Below are 17,285 nucleotides of genomic sequence, written 5' to 3'. Positions count from 1 at the left end.
GCCGTTCTGAGGCCTCATAACGGCCCCTGCTGCGAGTCAGTTGGGGCGGGTGGAATTCCGAGGCTGGCCGCGACGAGTTGCGCGGCAGTGGCCCTGGCGGCGGTGGCCGCGTCCGGGTCGCCGTCGAGCACCCCGCTGGCCAGGCCGCCGTCCAGCAGCAGGGTCAGGCTGCGGGCCAGCTGGTCCGGGTTCCCGGCGCCAGCGCGGGCAGCCAGGTCCCGGATCCAGGCCCGGACCTGCTGTTTGTGCGCCACGGTCCGGTCGTGGACCCTGGTGCCGGCAGTCGACTCGGCGGCCGCATTGATAAAGGCACAGCCCCGGTAGCCGTCCAGCCGGCAGGCGGTTGTCAGGGCATCGAACAGGCCCACAAGCTGTGTCGCCGGGTCCTCGCCGGCGGCGCGCGCGGCGGCGTGAAGCTGCCCCGTCCAGACGCCGTCGACCTTCTCCAGATACGCCAGGATGAGGTCGTCCTTGGCCGGAAAATACTTGTAGAACGTGGCCTTCGCGACGCCAGACTCCGCGATGATCGTATCGATGCCGGCGGCCCGAAAGCCCTGCGCGTAAAAGAGCCGGAAGGCCGTGGCCAGGATCTTCTCCCTGGCATGCCCGGCGGGGGCACGGGGTGCCGGCTGCGCGATGGCTGCTGGCAGGGTCATGGCACCATGCTACACAGACAAGTCTGTCTATGCCTGACTGCCCGCTGGGCCGCCCACCCGCTCGGCCGTCCGCCCGCTGAGCCGCCCACCCGCTGGCCGGCCGGGGGCGCCTTGTTGCCGGCAAGCCGGTCTGATAGCTTCATGTCCAGCGGTAGACGGATCTGTCTTCCTGTGGATTTCGGGCTGAGCTCCTGGTGGGCGGAATCGAGGATGCCATGAAGATTGCGGTAATGGGAACCGGCACGGTGGGCCGCACTATTGCCGGCGCGCTGGCGGGCCTGGGTCACGACGTCGTGATCGGCACCCGCGACCCGCAGGCCACGCTCGCCCGGACGGAACCGGACGCGATGGGTGCCGCGCCGTTCGCGCAATGGCACGCCGCGCACACCGGAGTCGGCCTCGCCCCCTTTGCCGAGGCCGCGGCCGGCGCCGAGCTGATCGTCAACGCCACCCACGGCGGCGGCTCCCTGGCGGCTCTCGCCGCCGCGGGCACCGGGAACCTCGCCGGCAAAGTCATCATGGACATCGCCAACCCGCTGGATTTCTCGCAGGGCATGCCGCCGTCGCTGAACCCGGTGAACACGGACAGCCTCGGCGAGCAGATCCAGCGGGCCTTCCCGCAGTCCCGGGTGGTGAAGACCCTCAACACCATGACGGCGTCGGTGATGGTGGATCCGGCGCGTGTGGCCGGCGGTGACCATTCGGTGTTCGTCTCCGGGGACGACGCCGACGCCAAGGCCGCCGTGACGGAACTGCTCAAGGGCTTCGGCCACCGCGACGTGATCGACCTGGGGGACATCACGAGTGCCCGCGGCGCGGAAATGATCCTGCCGGTCTGGCTGCGGCTCTGGGGCGCGCTGGGCACCGGCGAGTTCAATTTCAAGATCGCCCGCTAACCCAACTGAAGTGTTGCGTGACACTATCTGAGACGGAATTCCAGCCGCGAGTGCCTGCGGGTAACATCCCATGGGAAGAAGTAATCGGGCTCACAGTATCCAGCGCAGTGTACGAGCCAAGTCGAACCCTCGAAAGATAGTTTCCATGGCTAACACTGCAATGCATTCCGACACCGATCTTGCCGCCGAACTCCGGGCCGATGTCCGCCGGGTCTCCACCCTCCTGGGCGAATCCCTGGTCCGCCAGCACGGGCCGGAACTCCTCGACCTCGTCGAGCAGGTGCGCCTGCTGACCAAGGAATCCAAGGAGGCAGCCCGCGGCGGTGCCGATGCCACCGGCCCGTGGAGCTCGTACGACGTCGTCGCCCAGGTCCGCGAACTGCTCGGGTCCCTGCCCCTGGACCAGGCCACCGACTTGGTCCGGGCTTTTGCGTTCTATTTCCACCTGGCGAACGCCGCCGAGCAGGTCCACCGCGTCCGCGGCTTGCGCACCCGGCAGGAGAAGGACGGCTGGCTGGCCAAGGCCGTGGAAGAGATCGCCGACCAGGCCGGGAATTCCGTGCTGCAGGAAGTCGTCAACGAACTCGACGTCCGGCCCATCTTCACCGCCCACCCCACCGAGGCCTCGCGCCGCTCCGTGCTGGACAAGATCCGCCGGCTCTCGGACATCCTGTCCGAATCCACGCTGGAGGGCACGTCCGCGCGCCGCCGCCAGGACCGTCAACTGTCCGAGGTGATCGACCAGATGTGGCAGACGGACGAGCTGCGCCAGGTCCGGCCCACCCCCGTGGACGAGGCTCGGAACGCCATTTACTACCTCACCGGCATCCTTAGCGACGCCATGCCGGAGATGCTCTCGGACCTCTCCGAACTGCTCGCCGACCACGGCGTTACGCTGCCTCCGCAGAAGGCTCCGATCCGCTTCGGCTCCTGGATCGGCGGGGACCGGGACGGCAACCCCAACGTCACGGCCGCCGTCACCCGCGAAATCCTGCAGATCCAGAACCAGCATGCCGTCCGGATCAGCATCGGCCTGATCGACGGCCTCATCTCCATCCTGTCCAACTCGACCGCGCTGGCCGGCGCAGACCAGGAACTCCTGGACTCGATCGACGTGGACCTCAAGAAGCTGCCCGGCCTGGACCGCCGCGTCCTGGAGCTGAATGCGCAGGAGCCGTACCGGCTCAAACTGACCTGCATCAAGGCCAAGCTGATCAACACCGGCAAACGGGTTGCGGCCGGATCCGCGCACGAGCCCGGCCGCGACTACACCGCCACCGGGGAGCTCCTCGCCGAGCTCGGCCTGCTGGAACGCTCGCTGCGGAACCACCACGCCGCCCTCGCCGCGGACGGCGCCCTGTCCCGGGTCCGCCGCGCCATCGCCTCCTTCGGCCTGCACCTGGCCACCCTCGACATCCGCGAGCACGCCGACCACCACCACGACGCCGTCGGGCAGCTCATGGACCGCCTCGGTGGCCCCGGAGTCCGGTACGCGGAGCTCAGCCGCGCCGAGCGGCTCGAGGTGCTCGGGTCCGAACTCGCGTCCCGGCGCCCGCTCTCCGGCCACCCGATCAAGCTCGACGGCGTCGCTGACGGCACGTACGACGTCTTCCGGGAGATCCGGCGGGCCCTGCGCACCTACGGTCCCGACGTGATCGAGACCTACATCATTTCCATGACCCGCGGTGCGGACGACGTCCTGGCCGCGGCCGTGCTGGCCCGCGAGGCCGGCCTAGTCAGCCTCTTCGGCGAGGCGCCCTACGCCAAGATCGGGTTCGCTCCGCTGCTGGAGACGGTCGACGAGCTGCGCGCCTCCGCCGAGATCGTGGACCAGCTGCTCTCTGATGCGTCCTACCGCGAGCTGGTCCGGCTCCGCGGCGACGTGCAGGAGATCATGCTCGGCTACTCGGACTCCAACAAGGAATCCGGCGTCATGACCAGCCAGTGGGAGATCTACAAGACCCAGCGCAAGCTGCGGGACGTTGCCGCGAAGCACGGCGTCCGCGTGCGCCTCTTCCACGGCCGCGGCGGATCCGTGGGCCGCGGCGGCGGGCCGACCTACGACGCCATCATGGCGCAGCCCAACGGCGTGCTCGAGGGCGAGATCAAGTTCACCGAGCAGGGCGAGGTCATCTCGGACAAGTACTCCCTGCCGGAGCTGGCCCGCGAGAACCTCGAGCTCTCCCTTGCCGCGGTGCTGCAGGGATCCGCGCTGCACCGTGCGCCGCGCACCTCCGAGGACCAGCGCGTGCGCTACGGCGACGTCATGGAAACCGTCTCCGACGCCGCGTTTGCCCGCTACCGCTCGCTGATCGAAGACCCGGACCTGCCCGCCTACTTCATGGCGTCCACGCCGGTGGAGCAGCTGGGATCCCTGAACATCGGATCGCGTCCGTCCAAGCGGCCCGATTCCGGCTCCGGGCTTGAGGGGCTGCGGGCCATCCCGTGGGTGTTCGGCTGGACCCAGTCGCGGCAGATCGTTCCGGGCTGGTTCGGTGTGGGCTCCGGCCTCAAGGCCGCGCGCGAGGCCGGAAACTCGGCCCAGCTCAAGGAGATGATCGAAGGCTGGCACTTCTTCCGTTCGGTGCTTTCGAACGTGGAGATGACCCTGGCCAAGACGGACATGGACATTGCCGGCTACTACGTCTCCACCCTCGTCCCGGAGGAGCTGCATCACCTGTTCCGCGCCATCCGGGCCGAATATGAGCTCACCGTGGAGGAAATCCAGAACCTCACCGGCGAGCACGTGATCCTCGATGCCCAGCCCACGCTGAAGCGCTCCCTGGAGATCCGGGACCAGTACCTGGACCCGATCAGCTACCTGCAGGTGGAACTGCTGCGCCGTGTCCGGGCCGAGGCCGCGGAAGGCATGTCCGGTGCCGAGATCGACGAGCGCCTCCAGCGCGCCATGCTGATCACCGTCAACGGCGTCGCCGCCGGCCTGCGCAACACGGGGTAGCCCTCTCCGGCCCTGTCGGCGCTCCCTCGCTTTGTGGACCAGTTCACTGGGCGGGGGAGCGTCTTGGGTTGGGGAGCGTCTTGGGTTGGGGACGGAAAATGGGGCGTGCGGGGGCGGCCCGGCTAGGGTTGTTCCATGCCGTCGTTCCAGACCAGACTCAAGATCACCGGGCTCAAGCCGGGCACCGCTCCGGAGGCTGTCATGGCCGCAGCCATCGAGGCGCTCGGGACGCGGCACCATGTTGAGTCGCACCAGCTCGAGCTCGCCGGCGGCGTGCCACAGCTGAACCTGCGTTTCCTGGTCGATGCCACCGCATACAGCGCCGAAAACAGCCAGGCGCTGGAGTCGGCAGCGATGATGCGCGACGCCGTCGAACGCGTTGCGCTCACCGGAAACATGACCGTGCTGCGCCGCAGCCGCGGCCGCTGGGCGCCTGTCTAAAGTCGGGCGTCTGGAAGTCAGGGGTCTAGAAGTCCAGTTCCTCGTCCGGGTCCGCCGCGGCGGTTTCCACGGGGGAGGCACTGCCCCGGCGCCGCGTGACGATCACGCCCACGACGGCGCCGATCACCAGTCCGACGCCGACGCCGATCAGGGAGCTCGCCCAGAACGGGAGCCCAGTGGCGGAGCCCGTGAAGTAGCCCAGTGCCACGGACCAGCTGGCCCAGAGCAGGCCGCCGATGGCCGCGCAGAGGCTGAACCCGCGCGTCGAGACGTTCGCAATGCCCGCCGCCGCCGTCGTCGCCAGCCGGCCGCCGGGGATGAAGCGGACACCGATAATCGCCCCGTACGTGGAGGACCGGCCTGCCCTCGCGATCGCCGCGTGCACGGCGGCGTGGAAGTGCAGGCCCCATTTCCAGCGGTCCAGCACGTGGCTCAGGCGCCGTTTGAACAGTTCGAAGACGAGCAGGTCACCCAGCCATGAGGACACCGTGGCCAGGAGCACCACGAGGAACGCGTTGACGTGGCCCTCCGCGGAGAGCGCCCCGCCGGTGATGACGAGCATTTCTGAGGGGACAGGCGGGAAAATGGCGTCGCCGATCACGAAGGGGAAGATCCAGAAATAGATCGCGGCGCCCCAGCTGTCCGCATTTCCGAAGTCCATGGGCACAAGGTACCGCACTTCGCGCTGCTAGCGTGCCTCGCTCAGTTCCAGTCTGCTGCGGTACTCCACCGGGCTCCCCGAGATGGGGTCCACGAAGCGGATCCCGCGGGCCAGGAGCTGCAGCGGCCTGGCGTAATTGTCCGGGGCTTTGTCCAGCAGGTCCGGGTAGAACGCATCGTTGACAATCCCCAGCCCCAGCGACGCCATGTGCACACGGAGCTGGTGGGTCTTCCCCGAGTGCGGCTCCAGCCGGTACAGCGCACGGCGTTGGGGCCCGCCGTCGGGTTCTCCGCCGAATCCGGCAGCGGGCTCGCGTGAGACGTGTTGGCCTTGGGCGGTTCCGCCGGCCGGGTCAAATGTGCGCAGCCGCTCGATCCGGGTTTCGGCGTTGGGTTCGCCGTCAATCACCTCGGCGAGCAGGTAGCTGCGGGACTTGGTCATCCGGTTCCGGACCACCACCGGGAAGTCCACGGCGGGATGGCCGGGTGCCGGCTCCGCGGCGGACACGCACTCGTATTCCTTCTGGACCTGGCGCTTTTCGAAGAGCACCTGGTACTTGCCCCGCGTCTCGGGGTTGGTGGAGAGCAGCAGGATGCCGGCCGTCATGCGGTCGAGGCGGTGCATCGGGATCAGGTCCGGGAGGCCGAGCTGATTCCGGAGCCGGACCAGCGCCGATTCCTGGATGTACGTCCCGCCGGGGGTGGTGGGCAGGAAGTGCGGCTTGTCCACGACCAGCAGGTGATCGTCCTGGTGCAGGATGTTCAGCTCCACCGGGATCCGGGTCTCCGGCGGCAGGGTGCGGTAGTACCAGATGAAGGTGTGGTCCTGCAGCGGGGTGGTGCGGTCCAGCGCCACCCCCGCCTCGCCGACGATCTCGCCGGCGTCGAACCGGTCCTCGATGCCCTGCGGATCGATATGCCCCCAGCGGTGCATCATGTAGTCCAGCGCAGTCGTCCAGGGCCCCTCGTCCGGCAGGCGCAGGCGGGTCGCGTTGACGCCGTCGCGCACGGGGAGGGGGGATTGCATCACCGGACTATTCTACGTGTCCAACCTCCCGCCCCGCCCCGGCCAGCGCTGCGCGTGGCCGCCCCCTGCTGCGCCCGCCCCTCCGGGCCCGCCCCGCCCGCGCCCACGTCCTCCGCCCCGCCGCGCTGCCCCCGCCCCGCCCACGTCCTCCGCCCCTCCGGGCCCACCGGCGAACGCACCGCTCGAATTCGCCGGTAGCCTGCGGGTTCGCCGGAAAGGTCCGGCGACTTCGCACGCTTCCGGCGAACTCGCGGGACCGCGCCCACGAGCACCCACTGCCTCCCGCCACCGAGCCACCGCGCCCCCCTGCCCACGTCCTCCGCCCCTCCGGGCCCACCCGGCCCACGCTCCCGCCCCGCCCGGCCCACGCTCCCGCCCCGCCCGGCCCACCAACGCTCGAGTTCGCCGGTAGCGTGCCAGGCCGCCGTAAACGTCCGGCGACTTCGCACGCTTCCGGCGAACTCGCGGGACCGCGTCCACGAGGAGCCGAACAGAAAAAAGTTCTTGACAAATAAAATTGTCGGCAGGCAGACTGGAAGCATGTTGGACATCGAAGTGATCGAGGATCCGGCCGCGGCGGAGGCTTCGCTGGACCCGATCCGGACCAGGATCTTGCACGAGCTGGCCGAGCCCGGATCCGCCACGCAGCTCGCCGCGAAGGTGGGCCTGCCGCGGCAGAAGGTGAACTACCACCTCAAGGCCCTCGAACGGCATGGCCTCGTCGAGCTCATCGAGGAACGGCGGCGCGGCAACGTTACCGAACGCATCCTGCAGGCGACGGCGGCGTCGTACCTTATTTCGCCGGCGGCGCTGGCTTCCGTGGCGCCGGACCCGCACCGGTTCTCGGACCGCTTTTCCGCGTTCTGGCTGCTGGCGCTGGCCGCCCGCATGGTCCAGGAGGTGGGGCAGCTGATCGCCGGGGCAGCCGCGGCCAGGCAGAAGCTCGCCACGTTTGCCATCGACGGCGAAATCACCTTCCGCTCGGCGGCGGACCGGGCAGCCTTCGCCGAGGAACTCGGCGTCGCCGTGACCCGGCTCGTGGACAAGTACCACGACGGCGGACATGGCGCACAGGGCTCCCCGGCGGATTCGCCGCCGCCGGGACGCAAGCACCGGCTTGTCGTCGCGCTTCATCCGTCCCTGAAGGCGCCGGAAGCCAACGCAGCGCCCGCAAGCGCATACATTGCAACGCCACAAGAGACCAACTCACAAGAGACAAACCCACAAGCTAAGGAGCAGGACAATGACTGACAAGCGGAATTTCGAAATCGTCTACGACACCGAACTGCCCGGCACCCCGGAACGCGTGTGGGAGGCCGTCACCAAGGACACGCCGGCCTGGATGTTCCCCACGGACCAGTGGCCGGCAGTACGGACCGTTGACGAATACCCCTCCCATCTGGTGTCCCGGATGGACGGTCCGGACGGCTGGTTCAACCAGCTGGAGCATGTCCTGGAACCGCTCGACGGCGGCCGTGCCCGGCTGCATTACGTGCACAGCGGAATCTTCGCGGACAACTGGGACGAGCAGTACGACGGCGCCAGCAAGCACACGGCGTTCTATCTGCACACCCTGGGCCAGTACCTGAAGTACTTCGACGGCAAGCCCGTGGTCTTCACCGATATCCAGGCCCCCGCTGCCTCGCAGACCCCGGACGGCTTCGACCGGCTCAAGAAGGCCCTTGGCGTCGCCGGCTTGGCAGAGGGGGACACGGTGGTGGTGGAGCTCGACGGCGTCGGTCCGCTCGCCGTCGAGGTGGACTTCTCCAACGAGAACTTCCTCGGGCTGCGGACCGCGGACACGATGTACCGCTTCTTCGGCCGCAACGCCTTTGGCGCGCCGGTCGGGATGACCGTCCACGACTTCAGCGGCGCCGGGGACAGCGCCGCGACTGCGGAGGCCTGGGCCGGGTTCCTGGACAGCGTCTACGCCTAAGCCCGCGAGGCACTTCCTCTCTGGCGACGCGCACCTGCCCTGTCGACACCCGAACTCGGGAGTCGACAGGGCATATGCGCAGCGCAGGAATAAAGCCGCGTCACGCGACGGGTCTGGCGGGGTGCCGCGCCATGGGATTTACGCGATAGCGACGGCGGGCGGGCTGGTGAGGTCCCGCCGCAGCTGCGGGGACGCCTCCAGTCGGTCCTGGGCTGAGCGCAGCGCCAGCACGGCGGTCCCCAGCTGCTCCGGGGCCAGGGTGAACGGCACTCGGAGGTAGTGTTCGAAGGCCCCACCAACACCAAACCTGGGACCGGCCGCGAGGCGGATGCCGAAGTCCGGGGCGATCACCGTCAGCGCCGTGCTGAGAGGAGCGGGAAGCCGGCACCAGACCGACAACCCGCCGCCGGGCCGTTCCGCCTGCCACGTCGGCAGGTTCTCGGCGATGAGCCCCAGCAACGTGTCCCGGTTGGTACGGAGCGAGGCGAGCCGTTCGGGCAGGGGCTCCCTGAGGTCGTTGACCAGATGGGCCGCCGCAAGCTGCTCCACGACGGGACCTCCCAGGTCCATGGTGGTTCGGGCGGCGGCGAAGCGCTGGATGAGTGACTCGCCGGCCCGGATCCACCCGGTCCGCAGGCCTGCCCAGTGTGACTTGCTCAGCGAACCGATGGACACCACGGCCGGACCGAATGCGGCCAGGGGCGTGGAGGGCGCGCCGTCGAGGTTGAGCTCCCGCATGGTCTCGTCCACCACCAGCACGGTGCCCGACGCGGACGCCGCCCGGACCAGCTGCCGGCGCTGGGAATCCGGCATCAGCCGGCCGGTGGGGTTGTGGAAGTCGGGGACCACGTAGGCCATGGCCGGGCGTTGCTGCCTCAGCGCGGTCTCCAGAGCATCGATGTCCCAGCCGGCGTGGCCGCCATGGTGTGCCGGGGGCATGGCCACCGGGACCGGCCGGCAACCCGCAGCCCGGATCGCGTCGAGGGCGTTCGGGTAGCTGGGATGTTCCACGAGCACCTTGGTCCCCGAACGGCCGGCCAACGTGCGGAGCACAATGTTCAGGGCATGCTGAGCGCCGGACGTGACCAGAATCTGACCGGCCGTGGTCGGAACCCCTGCTGCGGTGTAACGGGCCGCAATCGCTTCGCGGAGCGGGCCCACCCCCAGCGCGTCGTAGCCGAAGCCCGGCAGCAGCGCCGGCAGCTCGGTCAGTGCCGCGGCAAAAGCCCGGTGCACCACCTCGCCGCTGGCCGGCAGCGAGGCGTAGGCAAGGTCCAGCAACCCGTCCGGAACGGCCAGTCCGGGCGCCCCGCTGAGTTCGGACCGGCCATCCGTTGCGGTTCCCCGCGGTCCGCGGTGGGGAATGCAGGTCCGGCCGCGGCTGCCCTGGCCGCTGCTCAGGAATCCCTGGTCGCGCAGCAAGCTGTAGGCAGCGGTCACCGTGGTGCGGCTGATGCCGAGCGTGGCGGCCAGCGACCGCTCGCTGGGCAGGGCAACGTCGAGGGCGACGCGACCGTCGAGGATGAGCAGGCGGACGACGTCGGCGAGCTCGCGGTAGGCGGGGGCGGCGCCGAGGTTCCACTGGCCCAGCAGGCGAGCCAGGGACCCCGGAGTCAAAGAGACGGACATCAGGCCAGTATTTCAGACTGGCTATGGATTGCAAGGCCAGTTTTCGTGGAGGATGGACACCATGTTGACCCGCAGACTCTTCCAGCTCCTCATTGGCCTGGCCATGTACGGCGTTTCGCTCGCCATATTCATCCGCGCCGGGCTGGGCCTGGACCCCTGGGACGTGTTTCACCAAGGCCTTGCGATCAAGACCGGGTTGAGCATCGGCACCGTCGTGGTGATCGTCAGCTTCCTCGTGCTGCTGCTGTGGATTCCGCTCCGGCAGTGGCCCGGCGTCGGTACGCTGTGCAACGCCGTGCTCGTGGGAGTCTTCGCCGATATCGGTTTGGCCCTCATTCCGGAGGTCACGCATCTCGGCGGGCAGATCGGCATGCTCGTGGGGGCCATCGTGCTCAACGGCATTGCCTCGGCCTGCTACATCGGCGCACGGCTGGGGCCCGGGGCCCGCGACGGCCTGATGACGGGACTCGCCCGCCGGACCGGCTGGTCGATACGAACGTCGCGGACCGGCATCGAAATCGTGGTGCTCGGCGCCGGCTGGCTGCTGGGCGGCTCGGTGGGTGTGGGCACGGTGCTCTACGCGCTGGCGATCGGACCCCTTGTGCAGCTGCTGCTGCCGCGGTTTACCGTTCCTGAGGTGCGTCCTGCCGAAGAGGCCGGGGCTGAACCGGCGACGGCCGCACCAACCGGGGCTGAAGCGGCGACGGCCGAAGCGGCGGTGGCTGAATCAAGCCGGGACGAACCAACCGGGGCCGAACCGGCCGGGGCTGAATCAAGCCGGGCCGAACCGGCCGCCATTGCCGGGACGGCCGTGCCCGCGGCGGCAGCCGGCGGTCCTGCGGGCTGATCCGCCGCTCGGAGCGCCGTCAGCCGGCGCCGTCAGCTGGCGCCCTCCGGCGGGGCGCCCTCCGGCACGGCGTACGGCTGACACGTGGGGCAGTAATAGATGTCCCGTTCCTCGATGCCGGCGCCCTTGCCGAGGACTCCGCGGCGGATGGGGGTGCCGCATTTGAGACACGGCTGGTGCTCGCGCCGGTAGACCCAGTAGCCGGGGCGCCCGGCGGTGCGGCCCACTGGTACGCCCCGGGCGTTCAGCACGGTGGTCCGGCGGCCCGCGCCGAGATTGGCGGAGAGCAGGATCTGGGCGTCGGTGATCAGGGCCGCAAGATCCGTCACCGCGGAGACCGGCGACGCCGGATGGACTCCGGCGAGGAAGCAGGCCTCGCAGCGGTAGATGTTTCCGATTCCCGCCAGCTTGCTCTGGTCCAGCAGGGCGATCCCGATGGGCACGTCCGGGGACGCGAGCAGACGGCGTTCGGCCTTGGCCGCGTCCCAGTCCGGGCCCAGCAGGTCCGGACCGAGGTGCCCCACGATGGCGTCCTCCTGGTCGGTGCGGACCACTTCAAGAATGCCAAGCGAGAACCCGACGGCGTCGGCCGTGGCGGTGCGCAGAACGCAGCGGGCCGTGAAGCCGGGCTTCCGCCAACGGCCGCCGGACGGGTAGACCTGCCAGCTGCCTTCCATCTTCAGGTGTGAGTGGATGGTGAGCCGGTCCTTCGGCGTCGGGCTCTGCACCCGCATCAGCAGGTGCTTGCCGCGGGGCACCACCTCGTCCACGGTCCAGCCGCCGAGTTTCAGGGTGGCGAAACGGGGGACCCGGAAATCGGAGGACACCAGTTCCTTGCCGGCCAGTGCGGCATGCAGCTGTGCCGCGGCGCGAAAGACGGAATCGCCCTCAGGCACGGATCCTCAGTCCCTTCGGTGTGGAGTAGGCCCCGGCCTGGGCAAGGGCGGCCGCGATCGGGGTGTCCAGAATGCCGTGGCCGTTGACCTTTTCCATGATCAGCTTGTCCACCGCGCCGCGGGTCACCACTCCCACCAGCGCCGCACCGGCCGCGGCCAGAACCTCGGGGTCGTCGCTGAACGCGAGCAGGGTCTTGCCGCCACGCTCCACATAAAGGGCCAGGGCGCCATCGACCAGCACCACCAGGGCGCCGGCCTTCCGGCCGGGCCGGTGTCCCGTGCCGGCGTCGACATTCAGCGCGGGCCACGGGAGGGCGGCGCCGTAGGGATTGGCGGGATCGGTCGCGGCGAGGGCCAGTGCCACGGGCTCGGCCTTGTGCAACTGGGCGTCTTCGACGTAGGACCGCAGCCGGTCCACAGTGGCCGGCACGGCGAACTGCGCCGCGCCGAGGTGCTCGATGAAGTACCCGCGCCGGCAGCGTCCGGCCTCTTCGAGCCGGGCCAGTACCTTGTACATGAGGCCGAAGCCGCCGAGGATGTTCTCGGCCATGACCGAGCCGCGGGTGACCACGCCGTAGCGGTCCAGGAGCAGTTCCGCGGTTGCCCGGGCGTGGATGGTGGGGTCGAGCTCGGGGGAGGGCAGCGCGGACCAGCGTCCGGCGGCAAGCGCCGGCGCGGGGGCGGTGCCGGTCACGGAACCGTACCGGCCGCCGGTGAGGCCCGGCGATCCCAGCAGGCCGGTGCCGTGCGCCCGTCCGAGCCGGCTGAGCCGGGGCGCGCGGGCCCGCGGTGCGCGCCCCACCTGCCGGTGGGCCGTGTGGCCACCGGCGATCAGGGCCCTGACGGGGGCAAAGGTGTCGCCGGTAATCCGGCCCGCCCAGGCGAGATCCCAGAGCGCCGTCACTACGTCCTGGTCGCTGAGCACCGAATCCATGCCGCCGGCTACCTCGGTCAGCTGCCGGAAGAAGTAGCCGCCGCCGTTGTTCTGCAGGTGCTCCAGGAGCCGCTGCTGTGCGTCGCCTGGTTCGAAATCGACAGCGGGGTTCAGCGTCAGCTCGGCGGAATCGGCGAGGTGCAGGCTGACCCAACCGTCGTTGCCCGGCAGTGATCCGGCACCGGACCAGAGGACTTCACCGGCTGCCATGAGTTCGTCCAGCATGGCCGGCTGGTAATTGGACACGCGGCTGGCCAGGACCAGTGGCTCCCATGCCGAGGCAGGAATGGGGACGCCGGAAAGCTGGTCGACGGCGGTAATGATGCCGTCCAGGCCGCGCAGGGCGGACTGCCCGCGGCCGCCGGTGGTCCGCACATTTTGCCAGGCGGGAAGGAACCGGCCGTACGCGGCAGTGTCTACGGGTTCGACTTCGGCGCGGAGCGCGGCGAGCGAACGCCGGCGCAGCTTGCGGAGGACCTCGGCGTCGCACCATTCGCTGACGGCCGCCAGAGGCAGAACGACGGCCGGCGCGGAGGCCGATGCCCCTGCAGCGCCGGAGTGTTCACTGTCGGATCTCTCAAGACCGGTTCCCTCAAGTCCGGTTCCCTGAACGCCGGATCCGGCAACGCCCGCTGCTGCCGTGCCTGCCGGCGGCGACGCGTGCGGACGGAACTCGCCTTCCACCACGCGGCCGTCCGCGGCCAGCCGCTTCAGCGCCGTCCCGACGACGGCGACGCCGAGTCCCAGCCGCGCCGCGGCTTCCGCGGCGGTGAACGGTCCGTGCGTGCGGGCATAGCGCGAGACGAGGTCCCCGAGCGGGTCCGCGACCGGTTCGATGAAGGCCAACGGCACGCCCATCGGTAGGGGGACGCCGAGGGCATCCCGGAGCCGGGCGGCGTCCTCGACCGCCGCGTAGCGTTCGGCGCCGCCGATGTTGACCTTAATCGCCCGGTTGGCCCGCTGCAGGGCGGTGAGGTGGGCCTCGGCGTCGGCTTCGGTCGCCGGAGTCTCCACCGGCCCAACCGACGGGGTTTGGTCCGGACCGGCGGACACGGCTGTCTCCCCGCCAGGCTGGGCGGTCTCCGTAGCCTCGGGCGCGGCCGGGCCCGCCGCCGGCTCCAGGCGGGCGGCAACTTCGCGCGGCGAGAGCGGACCCAGGAGGCGCAGGAGGTCCGCGACGCCCTCGAGCCCGCGCACCTGCCGGTCCCGGGCCAGGCGCTGCAGTTCACGCTCGGTGGCGTCGATGACCTTCGCGTCCAGCAGTTCGCGCAGCTCCACGCGGCCCAGGAGCTCATTGAGCAGGGTGGAATCGAGGGCCAGGGCGGCGGCACGGCGCTCTGCCAGCGGCGAGTCGCCCTCGTAGAGGAACTGGGCCACGTAGCCAAACAGCAAGGACTTCGCGAACGGGGAGGGCTGCTGCGTGGTGGTCTCGACGATCCTGAGCTCGCGGCGCTCCACTGAAGCGGCAATGTCCTTCAAAGCGGGAAGGTCGTAGACATCCTGCAAACATTCCCGGACCGTCTCGAGCACAATCGGGAACGTCGGGTACTTCCGGGCAACGTCCAGCAGCTGCGCCGAGCGCTGCCGCTGCTGCCACAAGGGCTGCCGCTTGCCCGGGTTCTGCCGCGGCAGCAGCAAGGCACGCGCGGCGCACTCACGGAACCGGGAGGCGAAGAGTGCGCTGCCGCCAACCTCCGCTGTCACAATCTGCTCGAGTTCCTCCGGGTCGAAGAGGAACAACTCGGCGCCCGGCGGCTCGTCTTCCATCATGGGAACGCGCAGCACAATGCCGTCGTCGGCGGCCATGGCCGAGCCGTCCATCCCGTAGCGCTGGTGCAGGCGCTGGCCCACGGCCAGCGCCCACGGTGCGTGCACGGGCAGTCCGAAGGGGCTGTGCAGCACCACCCGCCAGTCGCCGAGCTCGTCGTGGAAGCGTTCCACCACGAGGGTGGTGTCGCTGGGGACCACGTCGGTGGCCAGCCGCTGTTCGGCGAGGTACTGGATCAGGTTGTTCGCGGCGAAGTCGTCCAGGCCGCTGGCCTTGCAGCGCTCGGTTGCCGGTCCGACGTCGGACGCCGCCAGTTCGCGCATGAACGCACCGAGGGCGCGGCCCAGGTCTACGGGCCGGCCGAGCGAATCGCCCTTCCAGAACGGGAGCTTGCCGGGCTGTCCGAACGCCGGCGACACCAGGACACGGTCGTGCGTGATGTCCTCGATCTTCCAGCTGGTGGCGCCGAGGGCGAAGATGTCCCCAACCCGGGATTCATAGACCATTTCCTCGTCGAGTTCGCCCACCCGGCGCCCGCCCTTGGCCGCGGCGGCGGCCGGGCTGGCGGCCCTGCCATCTGCGCTGGCACCGCCAGACCCGGAGCTGCCAGACCCCGAACCGCCGGTGCCCTCGACCTCGGTGCCGATGATGTACACGCCAAACAGTCCGCGGTCCGGGATGGTCCCGCCGGAGGTGACGGCGAGCCTCTGCGCGCCGGGCCTGCCCTCGATGGTCCCGGCGTTCCGGTCCCAGATGACCCGGGGACGCAGCTCCGCGAATTCGTCGGAGGGGTAGCGTCCGGCCAGCAGGTCCAGGGTGGCCTCGAACGCGGAGCGGGGGAGCGAGGCGAAGGGCGCTGACCGCCGGACCGTGGCGAACCATTCCTCCACGTCGATCGCCCCAAGGGCGGTAGCTGCCACCGTCTGCTGGGCCAGGATGTCCAGCGGGTTGGCCGGGATGCTGAGCCGCTCGATCTTGCCGTCAAGCATTCGTTCCACGGTGATGGCCGTGTGGACGAGGTCTGCCCGGTGTTTAGGGAACAGCACGCCCTGGGAGATTTCGCCGACCTGGTGGCCGGCGCGGCCCACCCGCTGCAGGCCGCTGGCCACCGAGGGCGGCGACTCGACCTGCACCACCAGGTCCACGGCGCCCATGTCGATGCCAAGTTCGAGGGAGGACGTGGCCACGACACAGCGCAGCCGCCCGGATTTCAGGTCATCCTCAATCAGGGCGCGCTGGTCCTTGGATACGGAGCCGTGGTGGGCGCGGGCCAGCACGGGATCCGCGCCCGCCGTGCTGCCGGCCTGCGCCATCATATGGGCCGGTGTGGCAGTGGACGTGGGCAGCGCAGCGGCACCGCCGGACGGCACTCTGCTGGGCGAGGCAGTATTGGGCACGGCAGCCGGCATGGCATCCGGTGCGGCTTCGAAGTCCGGCGCGCCGGCGCCAAACTCGGCCCAGCCGCCGCCGGCTGCCATGAGCTGGCGTTCGGTGTAGATCTCGTTGAGCCGGGCGGTCAGCCGTTCGGCGAGGCGGCGGGAGTTCGCGAAGACGATGGTGGACTGGTTGGCCAGCACCAGGTCCACGATCTTTTCCTCCACATGAGGCCAGATGGAGGCCTGGGGCTGGAGCCCGGAGGCCGGACCGGAATCGAAGGCCGCGGCGGCACCCTGAAGATCGGACATGTCCTCCACAGGAACAGAGACGGTGAGGTCCCAGTTCTTCCGCGACGGAGGGGCCACAATTTCCACCGGCGCCGACCCTGCGAGGAACTGCGCCACCAGTTCCTTGGGTTCCACGGTTGCCGACAGGCCGATCCGCTGGGCGGGCTTGGGCAGCAGCGCGTCCAGGCGTTCCAGGGACACGGCCAGATGCGCCCCGCGCTTGGTGCCGGCGACGGCATGGACCTCGTCGACAATGATCGTGTCCACCTCGTCGAGGGTTTCCCGGGCCCTGGACGTCAGCATCAGGAAGAGGGATTCCGGTGTGGTGATGAGGATGTCGGGCGGGTGGCTGAGGAGCGAACGGCGGTCGGCCGCCGTCGTGTCCCCGGAGCGGACGCCCACGGTAATGAGCGGTGCGGGCAGGTCCAGGCGTTTGGCGGTCTGCGTGATGCCGATCAACGGTGCACGGAGGTTGCGTTCGACGTCGACGCCGAGAGCCTTGAGCGGGGAAATGTACAGCACCCGGGTCTTCCGCTGGGCTGCCTTCCGCTGGGCTGAATTTGTCCGTGAGCCCGTCCGGCGCCCGCCCTTAACAGCCGTGTCCAGGCCGGGCAGGGCCTCGGGCTCGGCGGGGGCGGAGGTTAGCAGCCGGTCCAGCGCCCAAAGGAACGCAGCGAGCGTCTTGCCGGAGCCTGTAGGGGCGACGACGAGGGCGTGCGCACCGGAGGAGATGGCATTCCAGGCGCCGCTCTGGGCCGGGGTGGGCGTGGAAAAAGCGCCCAGAAACCATTCCCGGGTCGGTCGGCTGAACCGGTCCATGGCGTTGGCCGAAAGTGCGCCGCCGGCGAGCTCCTGCCCCTTCATTCCTCCATCATGCCCTACCCCACTGACACTATTTGCCGGGCACGTTGACGGCCGCCCATGCTGGCCCGGAAGCTCCGGTCGCTCCCTGGCGTTCGATGCCGGGAGGCC

11 protein-coding genes and 1 pseudogene are annotated in these 17,285 nt (G+C 69.7%); 6 read left to right on the top strand and 6 right to left on the bottom strand.

The window, feature by feature from the left end:
• Positions 1-14: 14 nt before the first annotated feature.
• The gene (locus AC1DDO_RS05520; protein WP_476869469.1) at positions 15-656 is read right to left on the bottom strand and encodes a TetR/AcrR family transcriptional regulator; all 642 of its coding nucleotides are present in this window, start codon (positions 654-656) and stop codon (positions 15-17) included.
• Positions 657-871: 215 nt separating this feature from the next.
• Between AC1DDO_RS05520 and AC1DDO_RS05515 the strand changes: the two genes are divergently transcribed.
• The 3 genes from AC1DDO_RS05515 to AC1DDO_RS05505 all read left to right on the top strand — a co-directional run bounded on the left by AC1DDO_RS05515 (position 872) and on the right by AC1DDO_RS05505 (position 4,952).
• Positions 872-1,552 carry an NADPH-dependent F420 reductase gene (locus AC1DDO_RS05515; protein ID WP_476869470.1) on the top strand — a complete coding sequence of 227 codons (681 nt, stop codon included), beginning with the start codon at positions 872-874 and terminating at the stop codon, positions 1,550-1,552.
• Positions 1,553-1,697: 145 nt separating this feature from the next.
• On the top strand, positions 1,698-4,511 hold the full coding sequence (ppc, locus tag AC1DDO_RS05510; protein WP_476869471.1) for a phosphoenolpyruvate carboxylase: 2,814 nt from the start codon (positions 1,698-1,700) through the stop codon (positions 4,509-4,511).
• A gap of 135 nt (positions 4,512-4,646) precedes the next feature.
• Positions 4,647-4,952, top strand: coding sequence for a hypothetical protein (locus AC1DDO_RS05505; RefSeq protein ID WP_441407963.1), 306 nt, complete (start codon positions 4,647-4,649; stop codon positions 4,950-4,952).
• Between the two features lie 25 nt (positions 4,953-4,977).
• Here AC1DDO_RS05505 and AC1DDO_RS05500 read toward each other — a convergent pair whose 3' ends face one another.
• Positions 4,978-5,613 carry a DedA family protein gene (locus AC1DDO_RS05500; RefSeq protein WP_476869472.1) on the bottom strand — a complete coding sequence of 212 codons (636 nt, stop codon included), beginning with the start codon at positions 5,611-5,613 and terminating at the stop codon, positions 4,978-4,980.
• Positions 5,614-5,640: 27 nt separating this feature from the next.
• Positions 5,641-6,639 (bottom strand): RluA family pseudouridine synthase, encoded by a 999-nt coding sequence (locus tag AC1DDO_RS05495; protein ID WP_476869474.1) that lies wholly within the window; start codon positions 6,637-6,639, stop codon positions 5,641-5,643.
• Between the two features lie 540 nt (positions 6,640-7,179).
• Between AC1DDO_RS05495 and AC1DDO_RS05490 the strand changes: the two genes are divergently transcribed.
• Positions 7,180-7,890: a helix-turn-helix domain-containing protein gene (locus AC1DDO_RS05490; RefSeq protein ID WP_476867303.1), complete on the top strand. Its 711-nt coding sequence runs from the start codon at positions 7,180-7,182 to the stop codon at positions 7,888-7,890.
• A complete protein-coding gene (locus AC1DDO_RS05485; protein WP_476867304.1) occupies positions 7,883-8,575 on the top strand; it encodes an SRPBCC family protein in 693 nt (230 codons plus the stop codon). The genes AC1DDO_RS05490 and AC1DDO_RS05485 overlap by 8 nt, the downstream gene beginning before the upstream one ends.
• 138 nt (positions 8,576-8,713) lie before the next feature.
• Here AC1DDO_RS05485 and yczR read toward each other — a convergent pair whose 3' ends face one another.
• On the bottom strand, positions 8,714-10,204 hold the full coding sequence (gene yczR, locus AC1DDO_RS05480) for a MocR-like transcription factor YczR (RefSeq protein ID WP_476867305.1): 1,491 nt from the start codon (positions 10,202-10,204) through the stop codon (positions 8,714-8,716).
• Positions 10,205-10,265: 61 nt separating this feature from the next.
• Here yczR and yczE point away from each other — a divergent pair.
• Positions 10,266-10,889 (top strand): annotated as a pseudogene (gene yczE, locus AC1DDO_RS05475) (membrane protein YczE); the annotation flags it as partial.
• Between the two features lie 194 nt (positions 10,890-11,083).
• Here yczE and AC1DDO_RS05470 read toward each other — a convergent pair.
• Both AC1DDO_RS05470 and AC1DDO_RS05465 read right to left on the bottom strand, forming a co-directional pair.
• Positions 11,084-11,947 (bottom strand): Fpg/Nei family DNA glycosylase, encoded by an 864-nt coding sequence (locus AC1DDO_RS05470; protein WP_476867306.1) that lies wholly within the window; start codon positions 11,945-11,947, stop codon positions 11,084-11,086.
• Positions 11,940-17,177, bottom strand: a complete 5,238-nt coding sequence (locus AC1DDO_RS05465) for an Lhr family helicase (RefSeq protein ID WP_476867307.1) — start codon at positions 17,175-17,177, stop codon at positions 11,940-11,942. Before AC1DDO_RS05465 ends, AC1DDO_RS05470 begins: the two co-directional genes overlap by 8 nt.
• Between the last annotated feature and the right edge of the window lie 108 nt (positions 17,178-17,285).

It is taken from the genome of Arthrobacter sp. 10N43 (assembly GCF_056394525.1).
The sequence above is the reverse complement of the archived record's forward strand: the minus strand, read 5'-3'. Positions and strand labels throughout refer to the sequence as shown.